Source organism: Vreelandella malpeensis (assembly GCF_020622355.1).
In the GTDB taxonomy this organism is placed as follows: domain Bacteria; phylum Pseudomonadota; class Gammaproteobacteria; order Pseudomonadales; family Halomonadaceae; genus Vreelandella; species Vreelandella malpeensis.
In genome coordinates this window covers 514,614-540,809 of sequence record NZ_WHVL01000002.1, presented here as the reverse complement: position 1 = coordinate 540,809, position 26,196 = coordinate 514,614, and the positions used below count along the sequence as shown (strand labels likewise).

27 protein-coding genes and 1 tRNA gene are annotated in these 26,196 nt (G+C 62.5%); 12 read left to right on the top strand and 16 right to left on the bottom strand.

What is annotated here, in order from left to right; translation table 11 throughout:
• From GEV37_RS07795 to trmJ, 9 genes are all read right to left on the bottom strand, one after another.
• On the bottom strand, nt 1-918 hold the full coding sequence (locus tag GEV37_RS07795) for a RodZ domain-containing protein (RefSeq protein ID WP_227389661.1): 918 nt from the start codon (nt 916-918) through the stop codon (nt 1-3).
• Nucleotides 919-947: 29 nt separating this feature from the next.
• Nucleotides 948-1,691, bottom strand: a complete 744-nt coding sequence (gene pilW, locus GEV37_RS07790) for a type IV pilus biogenesis/stability protein PilW (protein WP_227389660.1) — start codon at nt 1,689-1,691, stop codon at nt 948-950.
• A gap of 132 nt (nt 1,692-1,823) precedes the next feature.
• Nucleotides 1,824-2,999: a dual-specificity RNA methyltransferase RlmN gene (gene rlmN, locus GEV37_RS07785; protein ID WP_227389659.1), complete on the bottom strand. Its 1,176-nt coding sequence runs from the start codon at nt 2,997-2,999 to the stop codon at nt 1,824-1,826.
• Between the two features lie 72 nt (nt 3,000-3,071).
• Nucleotides 3,072-3,497 carry a nucleoside-diphosphate kinase gene (gene ndk, locus GEV37_RS07780; protein ID WP_227389658.1) on the bottom strand — a complete coding sequence of 142 codons (426 nt, stop codon included), beginning with the start codon at nt 3,495-3,497 and terminating at the stop codon, nt 3,072-3,074.
• A 153-nt stretch (nt 3,498-3,650) separates the two neighbouring features.
• A complete protein-coding gene (locus tag GEV37_RS07775) occupies nt 3,651-3,977 on the bottom strand; it encodes a HesB/IscA family protein (RefSeq protein ID WP_227389657.1) in 327 nt (108 codons plus the stop codon).
• Between the two features lie 26 nt (nt 3,978-4,003).
• Nucleotides 4,004-5,176, bottom strand: coding sequence for an aminotransferase class V-fold PLP-dependent enzyme (locus tag GEV37_RS07770; protein WP_227389656.1), 1,173 nt, complete (start codon nt 5,174-5,176; stop codon nt 4,004-4,006).
• Between the two features lie 18 nt (nt 5,177-5,194).
• The gene (locus GEV37_RS07765; RefSeq protein WP_227389655.1) at nt 5,195-5,665 is read right to left on the bottom strand and encodes a Fe-S cluster assembly transcription factor; all 471 of its coding nucleotides are present in this window, start codon (nt 5,663-5,665) and stop codon (nt 5,195-5,197) included.
• Nucleotides 5,666-5,769: 104 nt separating this feature from the next.
• Nucleotides 5,770-6,630 carry a serine O-acetyltransferase gene (gene cysE, locus GEV37_RS07760; protein WP_227389654.1) on the bottom strand — a complete coding sequence of 287 codons (861 nt, stop codon included), beginning with the start codon at nt 6,628-6,630 and terminating at the stop codon, nt 5,770-5,772.
• A gap of 160 nt (nt 6,631-6,790) precedes the next feature.
• Nucleotides 6,791-7,534, bottom strand: coding sequence for a tRNA (cytosine(32)/uridine(32)-2'-O)-methyltransferase TrmJ (gene trmJ, locus GEV37_RS07755; protein ID WP_227389653.1), 744 nt, complete (start codon nt 7,532-7,534; stop codon nt 6,791-6,793).
• 142 nt (nt 7,535-7,676) lie between these two features.
• Between trmJ and GEV37_RS07750 the strand changes: the two genes are divergently transcribed.
• Both GEV37_RS07750 and GEV37_RS07745 read left to right on the top strand, forming a co-directional pair.
• The gene (locus tag GEV37_RS07750; RefSeq protein WP_227389652.1) at nt 7,677-8,468 is read left to right on the top strand and encodes an inositol monophosphatase family protein; all 792 of its coding nucleotides are present in this window, start codon (nt 7,677-7,679) and stop codon (nt 8,466-8,468) included.
• A gap of 119 nt (nt 8,469-8,587) precedes the next feature.
• Complete coding sequence (locus GEV37_RS07745) at nt 8,588-9,172, top strand: LOG family protein (protein ID WP_227389651.1); 585 nt, start codon at nt 8,588-8,590, stop codon at nt 9,170-9,172.
• Here the strand turns inward: GEV37_RS07745 and GEV37_RS07740 are convergent, their stop codons facing one another.
• Nucleotides 9,173-10,081 carry a LysR family transcriptional regulator gene (locus GEV37_RS07740; protein ID WP_227389650.1) on the bottom strand — a complete coding sequence of 303 codons (909 nt, stop codon included), beginning with the start codon at nt 10,079-10,081 and terminating at the stop codon, nt 9,173-9,175.
• Between the two features lie 107 nt (nt 10,082-10,188).
• Here GEV37_RS07740 and GEV37_RS07735 point away from each other — a divergent pair, with 107 nt between their 5' ends.
• Genes GEV37_RS07735 through GEV37_RS07700 form a run of 8 tightly spaced genes read left to right on the top strand, consistent with a single transcriptional unit; the run spans nt 10,189 to nt 18,467 of the window.
• Nucleotides 10,189-10,920, top strand: a complete 732-nt coding sequence (locus tag GEV37_RS07735; RefSeq protein ID WP_227389649.1) for a cysteine hydrolase family protein — start codon at nt 10,189-10,191, stop codon at nt 10,918-10,920.
• Nucleotides 10,921-10,962: 42 nt separating this feature from the next.
• The gene (locus GEV37_RS07730; protein ID WP_227389648.1) at nt 10,963-12,006 is read left to right on the top strand and encodes an ABC transporter substrate-binding protein; all 1,044 of its coding nucleotides are present in this window, start codon (nt 10,963-10,965) and stop codon (nt 12,004-12,006) included.
• A 26-nt stretch (nt 12,007-12,032) separates the two neighbouring features.
• Nucleotides 12,033-12,827 (top strand): SDR family NAD(P)-dependent oxidoreductase, encoded by a 795-nt coding sequence (locus GEV37_RS07725; protein WP_227389647.1) that lies wholly within the window; start codon nt 12,033-12,035, stop codon nt 12,825-12,827.
• Nucleotides 12,828-12,839: 12 nt separating this feature from the next.
• The gene (gene allB, locus GEV37_RS07720; protein WP_227389646.1) at nt 12,840-14,291 is read left to right on the top strand and encodes an allantoinase AllB; all 1,452 of its coding nucleotides are present in this window, start codon (nt 12,840-12,842) and stop codon (nt 14,289-14,291) included.
• A complete protein-coding gene (locus tag GEV37_RS07715; protein ID WP_227389645.1) occupies nt 14,281-15,141 on the top strand; it encodes an ABC transporter ATP-binding protein in 861 nt (286 codons plus the stop codon). Before allB ends, GEV37_RS07715 begins: the two co-directional genes overlap by 11 nt.
• Before the next feature lie 10 nt (nt 15,142-15,151).
• Nucleotides 15,152-15,931 carry an ABC transporter permease gene (locus GEV37_RS07710; RefSeq protein ID WP_227389644.1) on the top strand — a complete coding sequence of 260 codons (780 nt, stop codon included), beginning with the start codon at nt 15,152-15,154 and terminating at the stop codon, nt 15,929-15,931.
• Nucleotides 15,932-15,949: 18 nt separating this feature from the next.
• Nucleotides 15,950-16,966 carry an ABC transporter substrate-binding protein gene (locus tag GEV37_RS07705; RefSeq protein WP_227389643.1) on the top strand — a complete coding sequence of 339 codons (1,017 nt, stop codon included), beginning with the start codon at nt 15,950-15,952 and terminating at the stop codon, nt 16,964-16,966.
• 55 nt (nt 16,967-17,021) lie between these two features.
• Nucleotides 17,022-18,467 carry an amidohydrolase family protein gene (locus tag GEV37_RS07700; RefSeq protein WP_227389642.1) on the top strand — a complete coding sequence of 482 codons (1,446 nt, stop codon included), beginning with the start codon at nt 17,022-17,024 and terminating at the stop codon, nt 18,465-18,467.
• Between the two features lie 141 nt (nt 18,468-18,608).
• Here GEV37_RS07700 and secF read toward each other — a convergent pair whose 3' ends face one another.
• From secF to queA, 5 genes are all read right to left on the bottom strand, one after another.
• The gene (gene secF, locus GEV37_RS07695; RefSeq protein WP_227389641.1) at nt 18,609-19,535 is read right to left on the bottom strand and encodes a protein translocase subunit SecF; all 927 of its coding nucleotides are present in this window, start codon (nt 19,533-19,535) and stop codon (nt 18,609-18,611) included.
• A gap of 49 nt (nt 19,536-19,584) precedes the next feature.
• Nucleotides 19,585-21,438, bottom strand: coding sequence for a protein translocase subunit SecD (secD, locus tag GEV37_RS07690; RefSeq protein WP_227389640.1), 1,854 nt, complete (start codon nt 21,436-21,438; stop codon nt 19,585-19,587).
• 125 nt (nt 21,439-21,563) lie between these two features.
• The gene (gene yajC / locus GEV37_RS07685) at nt 21,564-21,890 is read right to left on the bottom strand and encodes a preprotein translocase subunit YajC (RefSeq protein WP_018918121.1); all 327 of its coding nucleotides are present in this window, start codon (nt 21,888-21,890) and stop codon (nt 21,564-21,566) included.
• 67 nt (nt 21,891-21,957) lie between these two features.
• A complete protein-coding gene (tgt, locus tag GEV37_RS07680) occupies nt 21,958-23,076 on the bottom strand; it encodes a tRNA guanosine(34) transglycosylase Tgt (RefSeq protein WP_449361580.1) in 1,119 nt (372 codons plus the stop codon).
• 52 nt (nt 23,077-23,128) lie between these two features.
• Nucleotides 23,129-24,160 (bottom strand): tRNA preQ1(34) S-adenosylmethionine ribosyltransferase-isomerase QueA, encoded by a 1,032-nt coding sequence (gene queA / locus GEV37_RS07675; RefSeq protein WP_227389638.1) that lies wholly within the window; start codon nt 24,158-24,160, stop codon nt 23,129-23,131.
• A 112-nt stretch (nt 24,161-24,272) separates the two neighbouring features.
• On the opposite strand from queA, the gene GEV37_RS07670 reads away from it, so the two are divergent.
• Both GEV37_RS07670 and GEV37_RS07665 read left to right on the top strand, forming a co-directional pair.
• Nucleotides 24,273-24,359, top strand: a tRNA-Leu gene (locus GEV37_RS07670).
• 163 nt (nt 24,360-24,522) lie between these two features.
• Nucleotides 24,523-24,873 (top strand): RidA family protein, encoded by a 351-nt coding sequence (locus tag GEV37_RS07665; protein ID WP_227389637.1) that lies wholly within the window; start codon nt 24,523-24,525, stop codon nt 24,871-24,873.
• 96 nt (nt 24,874-24,969) lie between these two features.
• Here the strand turns inward: GEV37_RS07665 and GEV37_RS07660 are convergent, their stop codons facing one another.
• Entirely contained in the window at nt 24,970-26,079 is a 1,110-nt protein-coding gene (locus tag GEV37_RS07660) for a pyridoxal phosphate-dependent aminotransferase (protein ID WP_227389636.1), read from the bottom strand.
• Between the last annotated feature and the right edge of the window lie 117 nt (nt 26,080-26,196).

The following is a 26,196-nucleotide window of genomic DNA, read 5'->3' as shown; positions in this document are numbered from 1 at the left end:
TCACTCTCCTAGAGTAAAGCGGGCGACGTTGTTGGCGCCGGCGCGCTGGGCGAGGTCGACGGTTTCGCCCTGGTAGATCAGCGCCACGCCGGTGGCGTTGCCGATGGTGAGTCGAAAGGGCGGTTCGCCCTCGACGGTGGCCGTGGTGCCCGGGGTCTGCAGACCCACGAACACGCGCTGGTTGGTGGCGTCGAAGATTTCGGTCCAGGACTGCTCGTTGAAGGTGATCTCGAGCGTGTTGGCACCAGCGGCACTTGCCTCGGAGGCCTCGGCGCTCAGCGCGGCGATGGTCGTGGCGGCTTCGATGGCCGCTTGTGACGGCGCGACGGGCGTGGGGTCGCTCGCGGCGATGTCAGCGGCACTTTGCTGGGCGGCGTCGCTGGGCGCGGGGGCGCTCACCGGCGTATCCGGCAGCGCCGAAGCGGTCTCATCCTCGGCGCCGGCCAGCTGGCTGCGCTCTTCTTCCGTCGGGGCCGCGCCCATGCTCGGCGGCTCGCTGCCGCCGCGACTTTGCCACCACATCACCGTCACGCCGATCAGTCCGACGATCACCAGTAGCGTCATCAGCTTGAACAGCCACGCGCCGACGCGCGACGGGGGGCGGGCGACCGAGACCGGGGCGATCTTGCGCTCGGTGTCGGCGGCAGCGAAGCGCGACGTGTAGGCATCGAGCACGAGGCGCTCGTCCAACCCCAAGTACTTGGCGTAAGCGCGCAGGTAGCCGCGGCGGTAGGCGGCTACGGGAATCTCGTCGTAGTGATCGCGCTCCAGCCCCTCCACCACCGCCGGGCGCAGGTTCAGCGCCCGGGCGGCGTCGGTGAGCGGCACGTTCAGGCGCTCGCGCTGCTGGTGCAGTAGCTCGCCCGGGGAAGCGTTGGTCGCAGTGGTCATCGTCTCGTCTAGATGTATGTCGCTCATGGCTGAGCATCCTTCAATAAATTAGGTGATCAGGGCGCTTGCGTATCCAGGGTTTCACGCCGGTACTCGGCGGCGGCGCGTTCGTCGCCACGGGCACTGGCGACGGTGGCCGCGAGCGCGAGTGCCTGCGGGTCGGGGCCGGCAAGCTCCAGGTAACTTTGAAGCGGTGCCCAGGCACGCTCGAAATTGCCCTGAGAAACTTCCAATTCGGCTAACATCAAATACCCGCGAGGGCTTCGCGGGTCGATACTCTGGGCGCGCGCGAAACGCTCGCGGGCGCGCTCGACGTCGTTCAGGGCCAGGTAGCACTGGCCAAGATTGGTGAACAGCTGGGCACGATTGGCGTACTGGGCATCCTGAGAGGCGACCTCCAGCTGCTCGCAGGCCTCGCGGTAGCGGGCCTGATCATACAAGAAGGCGGCGTAGTTGTTGCGCGCGCGAGTAAAGGAAGGGGCTGAGTTCACGGCCTGCTGAAAGTAGCGCGCGGCGAGCTGGTTCTCGCCCTGCTGCTGGTAGACCAGCGCCAGGCCTTGTAGCGCCTCGGCATGGCGGGGGTCGATCTCCAGTGCCCGGTCGAGGGCGTTGAGCGCGCGGGGCAGGTTGCCGCGCTCGAGGTAGGCCACACCCAGTTGACTGTAGGCGTCGGCGGCATCCTGGCCGGTCTCGCGCGAGGTAGGGGCTGAGGTAGCGCAGCCTGCGAGCATCAGGCTGCCCAACAGCACGGTCAGCACGGGTACTCTAAAGGGGGTCGTGCGCCTACCATAACCAATCATGTACGCCCTCTGCGTGAATGTTACCTGCGATCTTCTCTGCCGTTCGTCGGCGCCCGCCTGCGGGGCCGAATCATTATGCCAAGCCGAGGCAGCGTCCATCAAAGCGCTGTGTCGGATGGAAGTCAAGGCACGTCAGTCGGCGTCGAGCTGCACCGACTGAATGTAGCGTGCACTGCGCTTGGTGCGATCCTTGACCCTGCCCACCAGCTGCCCGCAGGCGGCATCGATGTCATCGCCCCGGGTCATGCGCACGGTGGCGTTGTAGCCCAGATCATAAAGCCACTGCTGAAAACGCATGACCTGGTTGCGCGAGGGTTTCTCGTAGCCGGAATTCGGGAACGGGTTGAACGGGATCAGGTTGATCTTGCAGGCCAGCTCCCTGAGCAGTTCGGCGAGCTGCTCGGCGTGCTCCTGCTGATCGTTGACATCCTTGATCAGGGTGTATTCGATGGTGACCTGGCGGTTCTCCGGCGCCTTGGCCAGATACCGGTGACAGGCATCCAGGAGCGCACGAATGTTGTACTTGCGGTTGATCGGCACCAGCTCGTTTCGAAGCTCGTCGGTGGCGGCGTGCAGCGAAATGGCCAGGCTCACGTCGATCTCGTCGCCGAGCTTGTCGAGCATCGGTACCACGCCGGACGTAGATAGCGTCACCCGGCGCTTGGAGAGGCCGTAGCCGTTGTCGTCGAGCATCAGCTTCATGGCCGGCACGACGTTGTCGAAATTGAGAAGCGGCTCGCCCATGCCCATCATCACCACGTTGGTGACCGGGCGATTGGCGGTATCGCGGCGCGGGCCGACGCTTCTCTGCGCCACCCACACCTGGCCGATGATCTCGGCGGCGGTGAGGTTGCGCTGAAAGCCCTGCTTGCCGGTGGAGCAGAAGCTGCAGTCCAGCGAGCAGCCCACTTGCGACGACACGCACAGCGTGCGCCGCTTGCCGTTTTCCGCGGGGATCAAGACCGTTTCCACGTAGCTGCCGTCTTCCACCTCGAGCACCCACTTGCGCGTGCCGTCACTGGAGGTGCCTTCATACACCACGCCGGGTCCGCGAATCTCGGCGACCCTGGCGAGCTTTTCACGCAGCGCCTTGGAGAGGTTGGTCATCGTCTCGAAGTCGTCGACGCCTTCCTGGTGAATCCACTTCATCACCTGGGCGGCGCGAAACTTCTTCTCGCCGATGGAGAGAAAGAACGCCTCCATCTGCGTCCGCGAAAGCCCGAGCAGGTTCGTGAGTTCCTTCGGGGTATCCGGGGTGACGTTCGCGGTCGTCGCGTCGGGGGTATGTTGGGCTACGGTGGTGGTCATGGCTCAGCGCTTGGAAAGGGCGGGGGGCGACCCCCCGCGAAAGTGGCCAGCAACGCGTATCAGACGCCGCTCTCAGCGCGGGCAGATCTCGTCGTTGCCGAAGAAGTAGCCGATTTCACGCTCGGCGCTCTCGGCGGAGTCGGAGCCGTGAACGGCGTTGGCGTCGATGGTCTCGGCGAAGTCGGCGCGGATGGTGCCCGGCGCGGCTTCCTTGGGGTTGGTCGCGCCCATCAGGTCACGGTTCTTGGCGATGGCGCCTTCGCCTTCCAGTACCTGGACGACAACCGGGCCGGAGGTCATGAAGCCGACCAGATCCTTGAAGAAGGGGCGCTCTTTGTGCTCGGCGTAGAAACCGCCGGCTTTCTCGTCGGAGAGGTGAACCATCTTGGCGGCCACGACCTGAAGGCCTGCCTTCTCGAAGCGGGCGATGATCTCGCCGATCGCGTTCTTGGCTACGGCATCAGGCTTGATGATGGAGAGAGTGCGTTCGGTCGCCATGGGTAGAGGACTCCTTGAAGGTCTAAAACGGAAAGGGCCGCTTCAACGACGAAGCGGCGCAAAGAAAGTGGTCGTTCAAATGGCCGGCGAGCGAGCGCCAAGGCCAAGTGGGCGCGATTATAGCGCCTCCCAGCGGGGATGAATACAGCGGGGCTATACCGTGAAGCTCTCGCCGCAGCCGCACTCGTCCTTGACGTTGGGGTTGTTGAAGCGGAAGTAGCGGTTAAGCCCTTCGCTGACGTAATCGACCTCGCTGCCGTCGAGCATCGCCAGCGCCTCGGCGTCGACATAGACGCAGGCGCCGTGCTCCTCGAAGCGAATCTCGTCCGGCTTCGCCTCGTCGGCGAAGTCCAGCACGTAGCTGTAGCCCGAGCAGCCGCTGGGCTTGACGGAAACGCGCAGGCCAAGCCCCTGGCCACGCTCGTCGAGCACATGGCGAATCTGCTTCGCGGCGTCTTGAGTGATGGTTAATGTTGCCATTGGCATGCTCCTTGAAAGTGTCGCCGTCAGCGCGTCGATACGCGCAGGCCTTGCACTGCGTGGCGTATCAGCGCCAGTGCATGATCGATCTCGGTATCGCGCGTGAAGCGCCCGAAGCTGAAGCGTAGCGACGAGTGGGCGCGCTCGCGCTCGACGCCGATGCCGAGCAGTACGTAAGAGGGTTCGACGCTTGCCGAGTTGCAGGCCGAGCCGGTGGAGATGGCCAGATCGCGCAGCGCCATCAACAGTGCCTCACCGTCCACGCCTTCAAAGGCGACGTTGACGATGTTGGGAACCGCGTGATCGGCGGGGGAGTTCAGCGCCACGCCGTCGAGCGTGGCGAGGCCGTCGACGAAGCGCTGGTGAAGGCTTGCGATGGCCACCTGGTCGGTCTGCCCTTCGCGCTGCATCAGCGCGAAGGCCTCGCCCATGCCGGCGATCTGGTGGGTCGGAAGCGTCCCCGAGCGCATGCCACGCTCGTGACCGCCACCGTGGATCAGCGCTTCAACGCGAATGTCCGGGTGGCGCTTCACGAAAAGCGCGCCCACGCCCTTCGGCCCGTAGGCCTTGTGGGCCGAAAGCGACATCAGGTCGACCTGCTGGGCCACGACGTCGAGCGCAATGCGTCCGACGGCCTGGGCGGCGTCGGTATGAAACGCCGCGCCGAACTCGTGCGCCACCCGGGCCAGCGCCTCGATGTCGTTGACACTGCCGAGCTCGTTGTTCACCGCCATCAGCGAGACCAGCGCGGTATCGTCGCGCAGCGCGTCGCGCAGATGCTCGGGGGTGATTCGCCCGTCCGGCCCCGGAGTGAGCCAGGTAACCTCGAAGCCTTCGCTCTCGAGCGCCTTGGCGGTATCCACCACCGCCTTGTGCTCGATGGTCGAGGTCACCAGGTGCAGGCCGCGCGCGCGATTGGCGCGCATGAAGCCGGTCAGGGCGAGGTTGTCGGCCTCGGTCGCGCCGCTGGTCCAGACGATCTCGCGCGGGTCGGCATTGATCGCATCCGCGACCTGGCGGCGCGCCTGCTCGACGGCCTGTTCCGCCTGCCAGCCCAGCATGTGACTGCGCGATGCCGGGTTGGCGAACAGCTGGTCCACCGTCAGGTAACGCTGCATGACCTCGGCCACGCGCGCATCGACCGGCGTGGTGGCGGCGTAATCCAGGTAGACGGGAAGCGAAGGAGCGGTCGTGGTCATGGTGTCCGGCGATGTTGGCTATCGAGAAGAGGAGGCGAGGATGCTCGCATCCACGCGGTGGCGCTGTCGGGTCGCGGTCTGCAGCACGTCCGGGCGCTTGGCCAACTGGCAAAGCGTGACGCCGTCCAGGAACCGGCGAATCTGCCCGGAAAGCTCGCACCAGAGATAGTGCGTCAGGCAGATATCGCCCTGTTGGCAATCCGACAAGCCCTGGCAGCGGGTGGCGTCGACGCGCTCGTCGACCGCGTCGATCACCTGGGAGACGCTGATCTCGGCGGGCGGGCGGGCCAGCAGGTAGCCGCCGCCGGGACCGCGCACGCTCTTCACCAATCCCGCCCGGCGCAGCCGCGAGAAGAGTTGCTCCAGGTAGGAGAGCGATATCTCCTGGCGTCTGGAGATATCGTTCAGGCAGGTCGGGCCGTGTTCGGCGTGAAGGGCCAGATCGAGCATCGCCGTCACCGCGTAACGGCCTTTGGTGGTCAAACGCATAGGGTATCCCGGTGCCAACCTTGAGCGCACTGACGAAAATGTGTGCTCATTATGGGAAATCCCGAGTACTTTGGTCAACTATTGCCGGCTCAATGCTTGCCCGCTCACTCCCTGGGCGGCGATACGTCCCGAGGCTCGCCCCGGACGGTGGCGTCGGTGGGGGGCATCTTCTGGCACCCGATATCGCGCTCGTCGAGCAGGCCGGCGAAGTCTTCGCTGTTGAGCTCGGGGAGCTGGCCTTCGCGGTAGCTGGCGTCGAGCTTTCTGAGCGTCTCGCACATGCGCTCCAGACGCCCGTCGACGGCGTGCATGTGATCGAGCATCGCCTGCATGGAGCGCGCCACCGGATCCGGCATGTCCTGGCTCACGCCGTAGGCGTCGAAACCGAACTTCTGGCAGATCGCCTCGCGCCGCGCCGGGTCGATGTCGAGCGGTACCTCCACGTCCGGCTCCGGGCGCTTGACCACCTTGCCGGGAATGCCCACCACGGTGGCGCCGGCCGGCACCTCCTTGGTGACCACGGCATTGGAGCCCACCTTGGCGCCAGCACCCACGGTGAACGGGCCGAGAATCTTGGCGCCGGCGCCGACGATCACGCCGTCGCCGAGCGTCGGGTGGCGTTTGCCCTTGTTCCAGCTGGTGCCGCCCAGGGTCACGCCCTGGTAGAGAGTGACGTTGTCGCCGACAATGGCGGTCTCGCCGATCACCACGCCCATGCCGTGGTCGATGAAAAAGCGCCGGCCGATGGTCGCGCCTGGGTGGATCTCGATGCCGGTCAGCCAGCGCCCGAAGGTCGAGATGCTGCGCGCCAGCCACTTGAGGTCCTTGTTCCATAGCCAGTGGGCGCCGCGATGCAGCAGCAGCGCGTGCAGCCCCGGGTAGTTGGTCAATACCTCGAGGAAGTTGCGCGCCGCGGGGTCGCGGTCGAACACGCTATTGATATCTTCACGCAGGCGTTCAAACATGCAGGGTCCTTCGTTTCAGCGATGACATCGTTTCAGTGACAGCATCGTTTCATTGACAACATGGCGCCTGGTTGACGACCGATGTCGGAGGGCGGCGGTGGTGGCGTAGTGGGGGCAGCGCCTCGAGAGTTCAAGCGCTCGTCATCCTGACGCCTTCATCTTAGCGCGCCTGGTCGTTCGACGCCTTCTCGGTGGCGGTGAGGATGCCGCGCAGAATGTTCATCTCCATCTTCTCCACCCGGGCGCGCAGGTACAGGCGCCGGAGCCTGGCCATCAGCTGGCGCGGCTTGGCGGGGTCGTGGAAGTCGATCGCGATCAGCGTGCGCTCCAGGTGCTCGAAGTAGCGCTCGAGCTCCTCGGCGGTGGCGAGCTCGTCATCGACCTCGACCTCAGTCGGCGCGGCCTGGTTGTCGAGCCAGGCCAGGCGGCACTCGTAGGCGACGACCTGCACCGCTGCGGCCAGGTTCAGCGAGCTGAACGCCTCGTTGGTGGGAATGTGCACGTGGGCGTGGCAGCGCTGGAGCTCCGCGTTGGTCAGCCCGCTGTCCTCTCGGCCGAATACCAGCGCCACCCGGGCGTTGTCCGCCCGGCACTCGCCGGCAAGCCGGGTGCCGAGCTCGCGCGGCGAGACCATCGGCCAGGGCAGGGTGCGCGAACGAGCGCTGGCGCCCACCGCCAGGGTGGCGTCCGATAGCGCCTCTTCCAGCGTTTCGACAACGCGCGCCTGGTGCAGCAGGTGGTCGGCGCCGGAGGCGCGCGAAATGCTCTCCTGGGTGACGACGTCGCAGCGCGGGGCGACCAGGCACAGGTCGGCAAGCCCCATGTTGTGCATGGCGCGGGCGACGGCGCCGATGTTGCCGGGATGACTGGTGCCGATCAGCACGATACGGATGCGCTCAAGCATGACAAGGCTCGGGTAGTGACGAAAAGGCGCAGTCTAGCATGAGTCGATAGCAAGCCCGAGGGGGCTCTGCTAGAATTGCGCGCCTAAGCGTCGCCGCCGTGCGTCGCGCCGTTCTTTAACATCACCGTGATAAGGTTTGATCATGAATCCGATGGTCCAGTTTACGCTGCGCGCCGCGCGCAGCGCCGCTGAACAGTTTCTGCGCGTTCGCGAGCGCATCGAGAACGCCCACGAAGAGTCCAACCTCGAGCGCCTGCTCGAGGACGCCGGGCGCAAGGCCGAAGCCACCATCGTGCACCAGCTCGAGCGCGGCTACCCGCACCACGGGGTGAGCGGTCGCTACACCGCGCACAAGGCGGGTGAAGGCGAAGGCGCCGAGATCGTCTGGAAGATCGAACCTTTTCACGGCTACTCCAACCTGACCGTGGCGGGACGTGGCTTCGCGATCTCGGTGGTGTGCCTGATCAAGGGCCGCCCGGAGCACGCGGTTATCGTCGCCCCCTTCGGCGACGACGAGTACATCGCCAGCCGCGGCAGCGGTGCCCAGCACAACGGCAAGCGCATGCGGGTCAGCAAGGCCACTGCACTCGCCGGCACTCGCCTGGCGATGAGCATGCCCGCCGCCTGGCTGCGCAGTGATCATTTGCCCACCTACCTCAGCGTTACCCAGCACATTGCCGCCCAAAGCGATACCCAAGTGGCCACCGGCAGCGGCTTGATGGACATCTGCGAGTTCGCCACCGGCCGCGTGGACAGCGTGTTCGTGCTGGGTCTTGACGAGCAGGACCTGCAGGTTGGGACGCTGTTGCTCAAGGAAGCCGGCGCGCTGATGGGCACTCCGAGTGGTCAGCCCGTGGTCAAGCCCGAAGGCCAGTTGATGGCCGCCGGCCCGCGTCTTTACAAGGCCCTGCTCAAGCAGCTCGCCCCTCTGTAATGCACGCTTGCCTGTTTTAATCCTGCGCCCTGCCATCATCGGTAGGGCGCTTTGCGTTAAAAACCCTCAAAACCGCTCATGCTCACTCGTCTGACATTGCAAATCCCGGGAGGGACTTTATGAATTTGTTATCGGCAATCGCCGTTTTCTGTGGATCGAATACAGGGGGGAGCCCGGCTTATGCTCATGGAGCGGCGAGCCTGGGCGCATGTTTCGCCGCCCACGATGTCGAGCTGGTGTTCGGCGGCACTCACAAGGGGTTGATGGGTATTCTGGCGGATTCCTTGCTCAAGGAGGGCGGACAGGGTGTCGGGGTCATCACCGAGCGCCTGTACGACAAGGGACATCTTCATTCCGGGTTGCAGCGACATGAGGTGGTGGCCACCATGCGCGAGCGAAAAGGCCGCATGGCTGAGCTTTCTGATGCGTTTATCGCGTTACCCGGCGGGATCGGAACGCTTGAGGAATTCATGGAAGTATGGACCTTGAACCAGCTGGGAGAGATTCAAAAGCCGCTCGGTCTTTACAATGTGAACGGATTTTTCGACCCCTTCATGGCGTTCATCGATCACATGATTGCCGAACGCTTCTTGCCCGCCGAACATCGCCATTCGATCGTGCTTGAAAGCGATCCAGAGGCCCTGCTCGAGGGCTTGAAAACATTCGAGCCGACCACTGTTCCAAAGTGGCTTCCGGGTCGCTAGTCACCGGGCAAGATCCATTTCATCCAGGCAATGGGTCAGTTGATCGGCAAAGCGAGCGGCGGCCACTGATAGCGTTCGACCTCGAAGCTGAGCGCAGATCAACGGCACGGTGGGTACGTCTCGTCGATCGATCGGCAGCGACACGATCGTGTTTTCCTCGAAGGCTCGGGTACTGCTGATACCGATTTGAAAACCGATGCTCTGGTGGTCCTGTAACAGGCCACGCATGAGTTCGAAAGAGTTCGTTTCGGCGGTGATTTGCGCCTTGTTGGTGCGTCTGACCAGCATCGGTTCCAACAATTCACGCACGCCCAACGAGGCGTCGGGCAGCACGAGAGGGTAGTTCAAGCATTCGCTCAAGCGGACGCTGTCCCGGGAGGCCAGAGGATGGCGGTTGGACATCAGCGCGATGACCGGCTGGGCGATCATGATCAATTGCAGCATCTCCGAGCTCATCTTGGGAAAGACCACGATGGCCAGTTCCGCTTCAAACGCCATCAGCGTTTTCAAGGCCTCCCCCCGGTCGGCGATACGTACCGTGAACGATACGCCAGGATGGCGTTGTCTGAAGGCTCGGATTTGGTGCGGTAGAAAGTCCATGGCCAGTGCCTGGCTTGCCACCAGTGATACATGCCCCTGACGCAGTCCTTTGAGCCCCTCTATTTCCGAACGTACCCGATCCAGGTCGGCAATGTGTCGGCGTACGTAGTCCAAAAAGATCTCCCCCGCGGCAGTGAGCCGCATCCCCTTGGCGTGTCGCTCGAAAATTTGCGTACCCAGTTCCTCTTCTATTTGCTGAATGCGTCTGTCGAGAGCGGAAGGCGTGATATAGAGCGACTCTGCCGCTCGCCGAATCGAGCCCGCCTTGACGACCGCATCGACATATTCGAATAGCCGTAGGTGCTTCATCGCGCTCTCCAAGCGTTGAGTTTTTTAGAACACTATCCGAATTTTTTAGCAATAGAAATCATCACTCGGTCGGCGCTAGTCTCGAATCACCTGCCCGGAGACTGATCATGACAGCTCGACCCAGTTCACAAACGTTTCTCATGGACCCGGTGTCCCTGGCCAAAGAGATACCCCCACCGTTACTGAGCACCTTACCGGCGCTCCCTCGCCCGATCACCCTCGACCTGGCCAGAAGCGCACTGCTGGTGGTGGACATGCAAAATGATTTTTGCCATCCGGACGGCTGGTTCGCCAGCAACGGCATCGATATTGCTTATTCACAGGCAATTACCTCAAGCGTTGCCGGCGTCATCGAAAGCGCCCGCGCATGCGAGGTGCCGGTCATTCACCTGCACTGGGGGGTGCGAGCGGATACCCACGAGCTCAGTAGCGCTCAAGTCATGTTCGGCCGTCAGTTTGGTCAGCGACCTGGCTACGGTGAGGCGACGCCAGCAGGGCATCCGGTACTGGTACGAGGAGGGTGGGGCGCTCAAGCCATCGATGCACTCGCTCCTTTGCCCGGCGACATCGTTGTCTACAAGAGCCGTTTCAGCGGTTTCTGGCATACGGAGCTGGACGCCATTCTGAGGCGACTGGATATCACGACGCTGTTGTTCGCCGGTATCAATACGGAGCGCTGCGTTCTGGCAACGCTTCAGGATGCCTCTTTCCTGGGTTACCACACGGTGGTGATGGAGGATGCGGTCGCCACCCCCTCGCCCGCTGCTTCAGAGGCAGCATTCACCCTGATTCGAATGCTCTACGGTTTTACGGCTTCAGGGCAGACGTTAATGCCCTGAAGCCTTGGTTCATCCACTTCCACCCACGCTGGAGATGTATTCATGCCCGCTATGACCGGTTGTCTAAAAACCGCTGCTCGGTGGCTCTTGGTGCCACTGCTTCCCGCTCTGTTCGCGCTACCTGCCCATTCGGATACCCCCTTGCGTATGGTGCTGAACTGGACCTATCAAGGGCCTCAAGCCTGGTTCTTCTTGGCGCAAGAGCGAGGCTACTTCGCCGAAGAGGGGCTCGATGTCCGTATCGATCAAGGATCCGGCTCGGGCGCTGCCGTCGGTAGCGTCGCCTCAGGAACCTACGATGTCGGGTTTGGCGATATCAACGCATTGATCAATTATGCCGCCCAACATCCTGACACGGCGCCGGTCGGCGTATACATGCTGTATACGCAGCCGCCGTTCACTATCGCCGTCGCTGCCGACAGCGATATTCATACGCCAGCGGATCTGGAAGGCCGCACCATTGCCGGTCCCGCCAATGATGGAGCGCTACGCCTTTTTCCGGCGTTTGCCTCACTGACGAACATCGATGTCGATAGCGTCGATGTCATGAACATCGAGCCTCGCCTTCGTGAACAAATGCTAAGCCGAGGACAGGTGGACGCGGTGTTCGGGTTCGTCAATACGATACGTTTCAACGCGATGCTTGCCGGTATCGACCCGGACGAGCGCTTGCGCTTCATACGTTACAGCGATTACGGCATGGATCTCTATTCCAATGCGCTCATCGTGTCGCGCCAACTTGTCGAGGACAACCCCGATGCCGTACGCGGTCTGGTGCGCGCAATCAACCGTGGCATCGCCGATGTATTGGCTGACCGCGAAGCGGGTATGGATGCAGTGATGGCGCAAGAGCCACTGATCAACCGAGACGTGGAAACCGCCCGCCTCGACGCCACGATCGATGATGAGATGCGCCACCCAGAGCTTGCTGATGTCGGGCTTGGAAATATCGATCCTCAGCGCATGCAAAAAGCGATCGAGATCGTGGTCGACGCGTATGGCCTGGAAAGTACGCCCTCCGTCGAGGCCATTTTCGATGCGCGTTATCTCCCTTCGGAAAACGAACGCATCTATTCCCTGGATTAATCTTGCGATCTCTATAAGGAATGCTCATGGATCTTCAGCTCACCAACAAAATCGTGGCGATCACGGGGCCGGTCAAAGGCATGGGAGAGGCCATTACCCGGGCGTTTGCGCAAGAAGGCGCACGCCTGGCGCTGTTGGCTCGAGACACCGAGGCGGTAGCCGCGTTGGAGGAGCAGCTTCGCCAGCAAGGCACCGAGGTTGTACTGGTGGCGTGCGACATCACCCAGCCCGAGCAGTGCGAGCAGGCCGTGGCCCATGTTCAAGAGGCCTTCGGTGATGTGCCGGATGTATTGATCAACGTGGCCGGCGGGTCAGGGCCGGTCGGGAAATCCGGGGCCGACACCACCGCCGAGGAGTTCGACGCCATCATCAGGCTCAACCTCGCGGGCTGCTTCAACACCATGAAAGCGGTGTTGCCGGGCATGATGTCCAGACGCAGCGGCAAGATCGTCAATGTCGGAGGCACGTTCGGCATGCGCGGAAAGGCCGGACGCATGGCGTATTCGGCCTCCAAATGGGGGCTGCGCGGAGTGACCAAAAGCATGGCGCTCGAGGCCGGACCCTATAACGTCAATATCAATATCGTCGCGCCGGGCATGGTCGATGGCGAGCGGTTTCGTACCAAGGTGTGTCCCGACATGGCGCGCCGGCTGGGCATCAGCGAAGAGGAAGCGGCCCAACAGCACGCGGCCGATTATGCCCTGCAGAGAATCTCGACCGGTCAGGACATTGCCGATGCCTGTCTTTTCATGGCAAGCGACCGTGCCCGTCAGATTACCGGCACCGACCTGCCCGTGGACGGCGGTTGGGCCGCTTTATAAGGAGAACAAACAATGCAAGCCGATCTCGTCATTATCAACGGTCAGGTAGTCAGTCACGAATCCACGTTTTTTGCAGCGATTGCGATCAAGGATGGGAAGATCATCGCCGTAGGGGACGCGTCGAGCATGCCGGATGCCAAGGACGTGCTGGATGCGAAGGGGATGCATCTGCTTCCCGGGGCCATCGACGTGCACGTTCATTTTCGCGAACCCGGGTATACCCATAAGGAAACCTGGGAAAGCGGGACCGCCGCGGCGGCCATGGGCGGTGTTACCACGGTTTTCGATATGCCCAATACGCATCCGCCCACGGCTACGCCGAAAGACTTTGCCGACAAGTTGGCCTTGGCGGAGCAACAGGCCTACGTCGATTTCGGCATATACGGGCTGATGGCAGAGGATAATGTCGATCAACTCGAAGCCCTGGCCGAAAGCGGCGTCATCGGATTCAAGTGTTTCATGGGCAATACCTTCGGCAACCTGCCCTCACCCTCGTCCGGGGCCATGCTGGAAGCCTTCGAGCGGGTGGCGCCTTACGGGTTGCGTACCTCCTTGCACGCTGAAACCGCCTCTATCATGGCTTGGCGTTACGAGCGCTTGCGGGCAGCCGGGCGCAACGATGCGTTGGCTCACGTGGCCGCTCGACCCGATGTAGTGGCGGTAGAGGCCGTGGCCCGGGCGGCGATTCTGGCGGAATGGGCCGGCGCGAGAATTCATGTGCTTCATGTGTCTTCCGCGGCAGAGCTTCGTCCCATACGTGAAGCCAAGCAGCGAGGCGTGGATATCACCAGCGAAACCTGTCCGCATTACCTCATGATGGATACCCGAGACTACGCAACGCTTGGCAGCTTGATGCGGGTGAACCCTCCCATACGAGAAGCCGAGGACAGCGAGGCGCTGTGGGCGGCACTACGTGATGGCACGATAGACATGATCGCCACCGACCACGCCCCGCATACGCCCCAAGAGCAATATAACGATGTGATCTGGGAGGCTGATTGCGGTTTTCCCGGGGTCGAGACACAAATGCCTCTAATGCTGACGGCGGTGAATGACGAGCGTATCACCCTTCAGGAGTACGTACGTGTCAGTGCCGTTGCGCCGGCCAAGGCTTGGGGGCTCTATCCTCGCAAGGGCGCTTTGATCGTCGGGGCGGATGCCGATATTGCCATTGTCGACTTGTCTCGCGAAGAGCGTATCGATCAAGAGACCCTGCACTCTCATCGTGCTCGGGCGACGCCCTTTCACGACTGGCCGGTCAAAGGCATGCCTGTCCACACCCTGGTGCGCGGGCGTTTCGCCATGCGCGACCGCCAACTGCAGGTCCAGAGCAAAGGGACCGGCCTGTCGGTGAAACGGGTTCAAAGCATGCCGGTCGCCCAGCTCCACAATACTCACAAGACCCTGGCTGCCGAAATCGCGAAGGCGTCTGTCGAGCAAGGAGAGACTGCACATGTTGACTGAGCAGCAGAGCACTCGCGCCACGCCCTCGTTTGATGTGGTGCCGGGCGAAGGCGGACGAGAAGCGATCAAGCTCGAAAAGGCCGAGGTCGTCTACGGGCGAGGTAAAAGGACGACCCAGGCACTGGCGCCGACGCAGCTCAGGGTGGAGAAGGGCGAGTTTGTCGCGTTGGTCGGGCCTTCCGGTTGCGGTAAATCCACCATCTTGAAACTTGTCAGCAACTTGTTGGCACCGTCGTCTGGCCATGTTCATGTGGGAGGGCGAGAGGTCGGAGCCAAACGGGTCGGGGTGGGGATGGCGTTCCAGAACCCCACCATGCTTCCGTGGTTGAGCGTGCGCGACAACGTCATGCTTCCTCTCAAGATCGTTCCTCCCTTTCGCTCGCGTTTTCGCAAGGCGCGCAAGGGCGAGTTCAGAGACCGAGCCGATGCGTTGCTGGAGAAGGTGGGTTTGAAAGGGTTCGGCGATAAACAGCCCTGGCAGCTGTCCGGGGGCATGCTGCAGCGAGCCTCCCTATGCCGCGCCTTGATTCACGAGCCAGAGCTCTTGTTGCTCGATGAGCCGTTCGGCGCGCTGGATCAATTCACTCGCGAAGAGCTCTGGGGGATCCTGCAAAACCTGTGGCTCGAGAGTAAGCCCACGGTCTTGCTCGTGACTCACGATTTGCGCGAGGCCGCGTTTTTAGGAACGCGGATATGCGTCATGAGCCCGCGCCCGGGCAAGATCATCGATGACCAGCCTGTGCCCATGGCACGTCCTCGTACGATTTCGATGACCTACGACCAGGATTTCGTGCGCCTGACACAACAATTGCGCGAACTCATCACTCATTCCCGGCCGGATGTTGCCTAGGAGAAATCCCATGGAGTTTGTCGAAAAGATACGCCAGAAGTTGGCGGCGGCCATGTTGATCCTGGGCGTCTTCGTTGTCTGGGAAATCGCCTGTCTGCTCATGGGCATTCCTGAAATAGTGCTGCCCCGGCCCACGGTCATCCTGGAAACCCTGTCGGCTCGCCTGCCTCAGTTGATGCCTCATGTCCTGCAGACATTGGGCACCACCCTGACGGGGTTCGTGATGGGGGTAACCGTGGGCATGCTGCTGGGGGCGATCGTGGGGTCATCCCGGGTTGCCTACGATACCGCTTATCCGTTGCTGGTCGGTTTCTCATCCATTCCAAAGGTCGCCGTCGTTCCCATTTTCGTGCTCTGGTTCGGCAGCGGTACGGTACCGGCGGTATTGACCTCATTCATCATCTGCATCTTTCCGGTCGTGGTGAACGTGGCGACCGGCCTGGCCACGACAGAGCCCGAGCTGGAGGACGTGCTGAAGTCGCTAGGCGCGAAAAAGCGGGAAATACTCTGGAATGTAGGCATCCCGCGTGCCATGCCCTACTTCTTCGCATCGCTCAAGGTCGCTATCACACTGGCCTTCGTGGGCACGGTACTGGCGGAAACCATCGCCTCCAACCGAGGTATCGGCAACGTCATGATGATTGCCACCTCCAGTTTCGATGTGCCCCTGGTGTTTTCCGGATTGTTTCTGCTCGCCTTGCTGGGCGTGGCGCTTTATTTGGTGTTTTCGTTGATCGAACGCCGGGTGGCGGGCTGGGCCATGCGCAAATCCGAATTGCCGACCCTATAACTTACAAGGAATGCCTGCATGATCTCTACTTACATGAGAAAGACCCTCGTGGTGGCCCTGGCGGCGTGGCCTGTGATGGCTCACGCCGAGCTTCAGCGCGTGAATTTTACGCTGGACTGGAGTGTTCAAGGCGTACATGCCTGGTACTTCCTGGCGCAGGAGCGTGGGTATTTCGAGGAAGAGGGGCTTGATGTGCGTATCGATCAAGGAGAAGGATCGGCCGCCACCGTCAGCCGGATCATGTCCGGCGCCTACGATGCCGGCTTTGGAGACATGAACGCAGTGATCCAGAACGCCGCTGAACGACCGGAAAGTGCGCCGGTCATGGTCTATCAACTTTACAACCAGCCGCCTTTTGCATTGTTGACCAAGGCAGATGGCCCCATTCAGCAACTCGATGATATCAAGGGAGCCGTACTCGGTGCCCCCGCCGGCAGCGCGTCAACCCGTCTTTTTCCCGCCATGGCGAGCGCCGCGGGTATCGATGTTGATGACGTGGAGATCATCAATATTGCGCCCAATCTCCAAGAGCAATTGTTGAACCGCGATGATGTCGATGGGTCGCTGGTGTTCACGGTCACCAGCTACATGAACCTGGTGGCTCAGGGCCACGATCCCGAGGCGGACTACCGCTGGTTTCCTTACGGCGACTATGGGGTAGAGGTCTACTCCAACGGAGTGATGGTCTCGCGCGCCATGATCGAGCAACGCCCGGAAGCCGTGGCGGGGCTGGTACGCGCCATCAATCGTGCGGTGCAAGAGATCATCGACGATCCTCACGCCGGCATCGATGCGCTGATGGCGCGGGAGGGGCTTTTGAACCAGCAGGCCGAAACACAGCGCCTGGCGTTTGCACTGGATAACCTGATCATTTCCGCAGAGTCTCGAGCGCTTGGGATCGGTGCCGTCGACGAAGAGCGCCTGGCCCGCTCGATCTCGACCATTGTCGATCTCTATGAGCTGGCCCAGACCCCCACGGTGGACGATGTATATTCCAGCGAGTTTCTGCCTCCCTTGACGATGCGGATGCCCTGACGTGGGGGTGATGCAAGCGTGGGCGCCTCAACGATCAATCTGCAGGAGCACTGGAATGGAGCATTATGCGTTCGCGGCCGCTGTGCGCGGCAGCGATTTCACGCTGGGCGGGCCTTGCCGAATCGGCGTCGAGGACGGTGTGATCAAGGCGGTCGATCAGCTGGATACCTCCCTGAGCGCTACCCCCCGGCGCATGGCCTTGCCGGCGCTGTCGAATGCGCACGATCATGGACGACCGCTTTCGTCGAGTTCCTTTGGCGCCGCAGGCAAGCCATTGGAGACCTGGCTACTGCGTCTGGCCGTCATGCCGTCGGTGGATCCCTATTTAGCTGCTTGCGCTGCTTTCGGGCGTGCCGCCGAGGGCGGGTGTGCCGCGGTCATGATGCATTGCACGCGACCTCAAGGGCTCGACGCCTTGCCCCTCGAGGTAAGAGCGGTCGCCAAGGCGGCCCGGGCGGTCGGAATACGTTTGACCTTTGCCGTCGGCATGCGAGATCGAAATCCGTTGATATACGGTCATGACGCACCCGTGAAGGCGCGCATGGGCGCCGCCGCCCAGGCCTGCGTCGAGCGTTATTTCCAGTTACCGACACTCACCCATCAAGAGCAGCTGCAACAAGTCGAAGAGGTCGCTCGGGCCGTGGATGACCTGGAGGTCGATATCCAGTTCGGACCGACCGGCGTTCAATGGTGCTCACAAGAATTGCTTGAAGGGATTGCAACGATGTCGGCCTCGACAGGACGACGCGTTCACATGCATCTGCTTGAAACCCGCCACCAGCGGGCATGGGCCGACGAGAAGTTCCCGCAAGGGATCGTACGTTACTTGAGCGACATTGGCTTGCTGTCCCCTCGCTTGACCCTTGCCCACTGTACATGGGCGCGCCCGGATGAACTCGAACTGATCGCCGAGTCCGGCGCTACGATCGCCATCAATACCAGCTCCAATCTTCATTTGCGCTCCGGACTTGCGCCGGTGGCCGCCATGTGGAAAGCCGGCTGCAACGTGGCCATGGGGGTGGACGGCTGTGCACTGGACGAAGACGATGACGCTATAAGAGAGCTGCGACTCAATACCCTGCTGCATGGCCCAACCGGTGTCTTCGAAGACACGACCCGACAGCGCATGCTGGCCGCCGCGACGACGCTGAGCCGCGCTTCGCTGGGGCATTCCGGCCAGGCGCTGCTCGCCCCCGGCCACCCGGCGGACTGGATGACACTGAATCTCGAGAAGCTCGACCCTGACCAGATCATGCCGCTGGACTGCCTGGATCTTTTCTTTTCTAGGGCGACCCGCCGACACTTGGATCGTCTGGTGGTCCGTGGGCGAAGCGTGATCGAGCAAGGAACATTGGTCACACTGAACCTGGAGGAGGTGCACGATGAACTGCGCGCCATGTACCGACAGGCCCTCCATCAACGTGGGGACCTGATCGACGCATGGCCCGATCTCGAGCAACAGGTAGCGGCGCATTACCGTGATCGAGCAGGATGCTGTTAACACTGGGGCCCCTGTCTATCGCCCCCTGTCTGTTGCTCAGTTGCACTCCTGTCTTCCCACCAATGAAAACACCCCGGAAGCGGACTTGACGTCTTCTTCCGGGGTGTCGTTTCAAGCCAAGATGTTGGCCGTGAAAAGCGCCTAGGGCAGCTCTTCCTCTTCTTCGTCGGCCGCTTTCTTGGTCGGGATCAGGTCTTCTCGGGTGAGCTTGAGCGGAATCAGCAGCGCCCCGGAGATGTAGATCGACGAGAAGGTACCCACACCGATACCGATCAAGAGCGCGATGGCGAAATTCTGGATCATGTCGCCGCCGAGGATCAAGAGCGCCACCAGCACCAGCATCGTGGTGCCGGAAGTGGCCAGGGTCCGGGAAAGAGTGGCGTTGATTGCCTCGTTGAAGATCATAGGCATGTCATCGATGCGTGAACCGCGAATCATTTCACGGATACGGTCATAAACGATGATGGTATCGTTCAACGAATAGCCGATGACCGCCAAGATGGCTGCTAGTACCGTGAGATCGAACTCAAGTCGAAACAGGGCGAAGACGCCTAGCACAATGACGACATCGTGAAGCTGTGCAATAACGGCACCGACCGCAAACTTGTACTGAAAGCGCAAGGCAACGTAAACCATGATCACGCCGAGTGCGACCAGCATGCCCAGACCGCTTTGATCGCGGAGTTGGTCACCGACCTGAGAGCCAACAAACTCAGCGCGAACCAAACTTACGCTATCGCCATTGGAACTCAGCAGGTTGACCACTTCATTACCGACTTCGGGATCGAAAGCCTGTTGGAGGCGAATCAATACCTCGGTGGAGGCGCCGAAGGTCTGTACCGAGACGTCCTGAAAGCCATTGCTTTCAAGCAACTGGCGGATGCTGTCGAGGGATGGCGCTGCTCCATAGCGCACTTCGATCAGTGTGCCGCCGGTAAAGTCCAGGCCGAGGTTGAGCTGCTGGAACAAAAGCGCACCAATCGATACAACGACCAGCAGGGCTGAGACCATGAACGCAATATTGCGTCGTCCCATAAAATCAATCTGTAGGTGTGTTAGGGGTTTCATGACCACCTCTTAAAGTCGGGGCGAAACGCAAGGTTCCTGGACATATCGATTAGATCCATAGCTTCTTGGCGGGGCGTCTGCCGTAGGTCAGATTGACCATGGCGCGCGTGACCATCAGCGCGGTGAACATCGATGTCAGGATGCCGATCGACAGCGTCACGGCGAACCCCTTCACCGGACCACTACCGATCGAGAACAGAATCACCGCCACCAGAAGCGTGGTAATGTTGGCATCGACGATCGAGGTGAAGGCGCGCTCGTAGCCGGCGTGGAGCGCCTGCTGGATCGACAGCCCGTTGCGTAATTCCTCGCGTATGCGCTCGAAGATCAACACGTTGGCGTCCACCGCCATACCCAGGGTCAAGACGATACCCGCGATACCCGGAAGCGTGAGGGTCGCCCCCAGCATCGACATCACCGCGACCAGCAGCGTCAGGTTGAGCCCCAGCGCGATGTTGGCGAAGATGCCGAACACCTTGTAGCGAGCAAGCATGAACAGTACGACGAGCAGCAGGCCGATCTGGACCGACAGCAGGCCTCTTTGAATGTTTTCAGCGCCCAGGCTCGGGCCGATGGTACGCTCCTGCACGAAGTAGATGGGCGCGGCGAGCGAGCCCGAGCGCAGCAGCAGGGCGAGCTCGGCGGCCTCGGTGGGCGAGTCCAGCCCGGTGATGCGGAAGCTGTTGCCCAGCGCGCTCTGGATGGTGGCCAGGCTGATCAGGCCGCGCTCGGTATAGGGCTCGCGCACGATGGTCTCTTCGCCGGTCTCCGGGTCGGTGACCACCGTGTCTTCGCTCTTGTGCTCGATGAACAGCACCGCCATGTTGCGCCCGATGTTGGTGCGCGTGGCACGGTTCATCAGCGTGCCGCCGGTGCCGTCGAGGTTGATATTGACCTGAGGGCGACCGTTCTCGTCGAAACTGTTGCTCGCGCTCGAGACGCTGTCGCCGGTGATGATCACGTCGCGCATCAGGTCGGCACTGCGGCCGCTGCCGTTACGAAACGCGAAGCTTTCGGTTTCCTGATCCGGCGTGTCGCCGCGGGCTTCCAGGCGGAACTCCAGGTTCGCGGTGGCGCCGACGATACGCTTGGCGGCCACGGTGTCCTGGATGCCGGGCAGCTCGACCACGATCTGGCTCGGGCCCTGGCGCTGTACCATGGGCTCGGCCACGCCCAGCTCGTTGACCCGGTTGCGCAGCGTGGTCAAGTTCTGGTTGACCGCGTAGTCCTGAATCTCGCTGACGATCTGGTCGCTCAGCGTCATGTCCAGGGACGCACTGCGTCCGCCGCCGCTGCTCTGGTAATCGAAGTCCGGAAAGTCGCGGCTGATCAGGCGGCGCGCCGCGTCTCGATCTTCGCTGTTGGCGAAGTCGATGGAGAGGGTCTGGCCGTCGATCTCGGTGTTGCGATAGCGGATGCGCTCGCCGCGCAGAAGCTCGCGCATGGCGCTGGCGTTGACTTCCAGGCGCTGGGTGATGGCGGCGTCCATGTCCACTTCGAGCAGAAAGTGCACGCCGCCGCGAAGGTCGAGGCCCAGCGTCATCGGTGAGGCGGAGAACGCCTGCAGCCAGCCCGGGGTGGCGTCGGCCAAGTTCAAGGCTACGGTGGCATCCGGGCCCAGCGTCTCGGCGGCGATGTCGCGCGCATTGAGCTGGTCGTCGTTGTTTTCCAGGCGAATCAGCCACAGGCCGTTCTCGAGATCGGCCCCTTTCACCTCGATGCCGTTATCGGCCAGCGCCTGCTGGACGCGGGAGACCTCGCGCTCGTCGAGGGCATCGCCCTGGGCGCTGCTTACCTGGATGGCGGGGTCGGCGGGAAATAGGTTGGGAAGCGAGTAGATAAGGCCGAACAGCAACACGACCAGTATCAAAAGGTACTTCCACAGGGGGTAACGGTTGAGCATGTAAGCCCTGCCTTCAATGACATACGGAATTGCCGTACGCGAGTGATCGCGTACGGCAACGTTGACCATCGTTTACCATCGCGCCCATGCCGGGTGGCGGGCACTGCGGCAGGGGAGCGCAAAGATCAGATGGACTTGATGGTACCCTTGGGCAGTACCGCGGCCACGGCGTTCTTCTGCACGTTCACTTCGGTGCCTTCGGAGACTTCCAGGGTCAGGAACTCGTCGGAGACTTTTGTGACGCGACCGACCAGACCGCCGCCGATGACGACTTCATCGCCCTTGTCGAGGCTCGTCACCAGCTGCTTGTGCTGCTTGGCGCGCTTGGCCTGCGGGCGCCACAGCAGGAAGTAGAAGATCAGTACGAAACCGACCAGCATGACGATTTGGGCAATGCCCCCGCCGGCGGCCGCTTCCTGGGCGTGGGCCGGTGAGATGAAGAAATCCAGCATCGAGCGAACTCCTGGTTGACGCAGTTAATGGGTAAGGGGTCGAGCCACGCGCCAAGGCGCGTGACGATCAATTCGCAAGGGGTGGTACGGGCAGGCCGCGCCGGGCGTAAAAGCCCTCCACAAAGGCGGTCAATGTACCCGCTTCGATTGCCGCGCGCAAATCCGCCATTACACGCTGATAATACCGCAGGTTGTGGATCGTATTGAGCATCGAGCCGAGCATCTCGTTACAGCGATCCAGGTGGTGCAGATAGCTTCTGGAGAAGTTCTGGCAGGTGTGGCAGTCGCAGCTTTCATCCAGTGGAGCGGTATCAAAGCGGTGCTTGGCGTTTCTGATCTTGACCGTGCCCTCCGGGGTGAACAGGTGGCCGTTGCGGGCATTGCGGGTCGGCATCACGCAGTCGAACATGTCCACGCCCCGGCGCACGCCTTCGACCAGGTCCTCCGGCTTGCCCACGCCCATCAGGTAACGCGGCTTGTCGTCCGGCATCCAGGTGGGCAGGTAGTCGAGCACCTTGATCATCTCCTCCTTCGGCTCGCCGACGGAAAGCCCCCCGATGGCCAGCCCATCGAAGCCGATCTCGAGCAGGCCCTTGAGCGAGCGCTCGCGAAGTTCCGGGTGCATGCCACCCTGGATGATGCCGAAAAGCGCCGAGGGGGAGTCGCCGTGGGCATCGCGAGAGCGTCTGGCCCAGCGAAGCGAGAGCTCCATGGACTTCTCGGCTTCTTGGTAGGTGGCCGGATAGGGGGTGCACTCATCGAAAATCATCACCACATCAGAACCGAGCGAGCGCTGCACCGCCATCGACTCCTCCGGGCCCATGAACACCTTGCTGCCGTCCACCGGCGAACGAAAGTGCACGCCCTGTTCGGTGATCTTGCGCATCTTGCCCAATGAAAAGACCTGGAAGCCGCCGGAGTCGGTGAGAATGGGTTTATCCCACTGGGCGAAGTCGTGCAGGTCGCCGTGGGCCTCGATCACCTCCACTCCCGGGCGCAGCCACAAATGAAACGTGTTGCCCAGAATGATCTCGGCGCCGATCTCCTTGACGGAGTCCGGCGTCATGCCCTTGACGGTGCCGTAGGTGCCCACCGGCATGAAGGCCGGGGTTTCCACGGTGCCGCGGGGAAAGTGCAGGCGGCCCCGGCGCGCACGGCCATCCTCGGCCAGGCGCTCGAAGCGCATGAAGCATTCGTTTCGCATATCCAGTACTCGTATCTCTATTTCGTCGGCGGCGTCAGCGGGTCAGGAACATCGCGTCGCCGTAGCTGAAGAAGGCGTAGCGCTCACTGACCGCTTCCTGGTAGGCGTGCATGATCTGCGCGTGACCCACGAAGGAGGCGACCAGCATCAGGAGCGTCGATTCCGGCAGGTGGAAGTTGGTGATCAGCGCATCCACGCAGCGCCACTCGAAGCCCGGGTAAATGAAGATATCGGTATCGCCCTGGTAGGGGGCGATCCGGCCGTCCGCGCTTTTCTGGCAGGCGCTTTCCAGGCAGCGCACGCTGGTGGTGCCCACGGCGATCACCCGCCGGCCTGCGGCCTGGGCGCGACGCACCTTCTGGCAGGTCTCGTCGGATACCTCGAACCACTCGCTGTGCATGTGGTGCTCGAGGATGTTGTCCACCCGCACCGGCTGGAAGGTGCCCGCGCCGACGTGCAGGGTGACGAAGGCGCTCTCGACACCTTTCTCGGTGAGCGCGTCGAGCAGCGGCTGGTCGAAGTGAAGCCCCGCCGTGGGGGCGGCCACCGCGCCGTCGCGGCGAGCGTAGACGGTCTGGTAGCGCTCGCGGTCGGAGTGCTCGTCGTCGCGGGTGATGTAGGGCGGCAGCGGCATGTGGCCGTGGGCTTCCAGAAGCTGGATCATCGGCGTCTCGCCGAGAAAGCGCAGCTCGAACAGCGCATCGCGCCGGCCTTCGACTACCGCGCGCACGTCGCCTTCGAAGATCAGCTCGGTGCCCGGCTTGGGCGACTTGCTCGAACGGATGTGCGCCAGCCCCCGATACTCGTCCAGCGGGCGCTCCAGCAGCATTTCTACCTTGCCGCCGCTCGCCTTGTGGCCGTGCAGGCGGGCGGGAATCACGCGGGTGTCGTTGAACACCAGCAGATCCCCCGGGGCGAGAAGCTCGAGAAGATCGGTGAACCGGCGATGATCGAGCGCCTCGCGCTCGCTATCCACGCACAGCAGGCGGCAGTCGCTGCGCTGCTCGGACGGGTAGCGAGCGATCAGCTCATCGGGTAGCTCGAAGTGGAAGTCCGCGCGCTGCATGGGGGAAGCTCTTTTCAGTGGTCAAACAGGCGGCCTAGGATAGCGCTTTCGCGCCATAAAGTCAGGCGATGCATTGACTTGGCGAGGGATGTTCGTATAATGCCGACCCATTGCCGGTGTGGCGGAATTGGTAGACGCAGCGGATTCAAAATCCGCCGCTGTAAAAGGCGTGCCAGTTCGAGTCTGGCCACCGGTACCATCTTTGAAGAAAAAAGGCGCTCAGGCGCCTTTTTTTGTGCCTGGCGTTCGGGTTCGGGGCGCTCGATTTTCGAGTTGGTCGCAATGTGGTCGCAGGATGGTCGTTGGCGGCTTTTCATGTACTATCGCCAAACACATCCCTGCAATCTTGTCCGGAGCAATCCATGAGCGTGACCTACCACGAAAGCAACACCCGCATGAGCCAGATCGCGATCCACAACGGTACCGTCTACCTCGCGGGTCAGGTGCCGGCAGACGCCACCGCCGACATGAAAGGCCAGACCGAGCAGGTGCTCACGCGCATCGACGAGCTGCTGGAAAAGGCCGGCTCTTCGAAGGCGCACCTGATCTCCGCCCAGGTGTGGGTGACCGACATGGCCGAGTTCGATCAGATGAACGTCGCCTGGGAAGCCTGGCTCGACGGCCACAATCCGCCGGTGCGCGCCGCCCTCGAGGCCAAGCTCGCCAAGCCCGAGTGGAAGGTCGAGATCATGGTCGTCGCCGCCAAGCCCTGAGCCTGGCAGCGCGGTCTCGTCGCGCGTACGCGACCAATCTCTGCGTCACAAGAACCCAGGCCTTGGCCTGGGTTCTTGTATTTCGGGGCAAGCCCGTTAAGCGTGCGCTTTGACTGCCTCCTCCAGCGGCGCCAGGCGGCCTGGCTCCAGCGCATCCGCCACGGCGGTGATGCGAATCACGTTGGCGAGCTTCGGGTGGGCGAGTCGCGCGACCAGTACGCCATCATTCAGCAGCGCTTGGTGCACGTCGGCGGCAAGCTCCGCGCTTGGCAGGCGTAGGCCGACGAAGTTGGTCGCACTCGGCAGCACGTCGGCGCCCAGGTCGCGAAAGTGCTCGGCGAGGCGCTCGCGGCGTGCCTTGACGTCGGCCACGTGCTGACGGACCTCGGCCATATCGTCGAGCACCACCTCGGCGGCGGCCAGCGACACCGCCGATACCGCGTAGTGAATACGCACTTTCATCATCATGGCCAGCACCGCAGGCTCGGCGATCGCGTAGCCTACCCGCAGCCCGGCCATGCCGTGCGCCTTGGAGAGGGTGCGCAGTCGAATCACGCCGGGCAGCGCCCGGGCGGCGAACCCGCTGCCCGCATCGTCACGAAAATCGCCGTAGGCTTCGTCGAGCAGCAGCCAGCAATCGTCCGGCAGCGCCTCGCGAAGCGTCAGGATCGCATCGTCGTCGTGCAGGTGGCCGCTCGGGTTGTCCGGGTTGGCCAGATACACGAGGCGAGCGTTCTCGCGGTGCGCCGCCGCCGCCAGCGCTTCGAGATCCGGGGCCAGCACCCCCGGCGCCTCGCGGTAGGCGGGCTCCACCAGTCGGCACCCCTGGCCGCGGGCGAAGTAGCCGAAAGTGGGATAGGTGCCCGCGGTGGCGATGACCGCATCCCCCGTCTCGCAGGTGGTGCGCAGCGCAAGCGCGATCAGGCTGTCTGCCCCGGCATCCACCAGCAGGTGGTCGAGCGGCGCTTTGAGCCGCGCGCTCAACCGGGTGCGAACCCCCATCGCCTCGGCATCGCCGTAGCGGTAGACCTGCTCGGTGAACGCATCGCCGAAATGCGTACGCAGCGCCCGGTGGGGCATGTCCAACCCCTCGTTGGAGCCCAGCTGGTGGGGCAGCGTGCGGTCAAGACGGCGCTCCAGCGCCTTGAGACCTGGAAAGGGGTTGGCCGGGCCGTCATCGGTCAGGTGGTCGGGGTAGCGGGGCATGGTGATTTCCTGCGGTTGAAGGTGCACGTCGGCCAACGCGAAAAGCGCAGCGGCGATAAAATGTCCCCTTAGTATCCAGTAGTCGTTCACTTACATAAAGCAGCGGCGATGGATGAC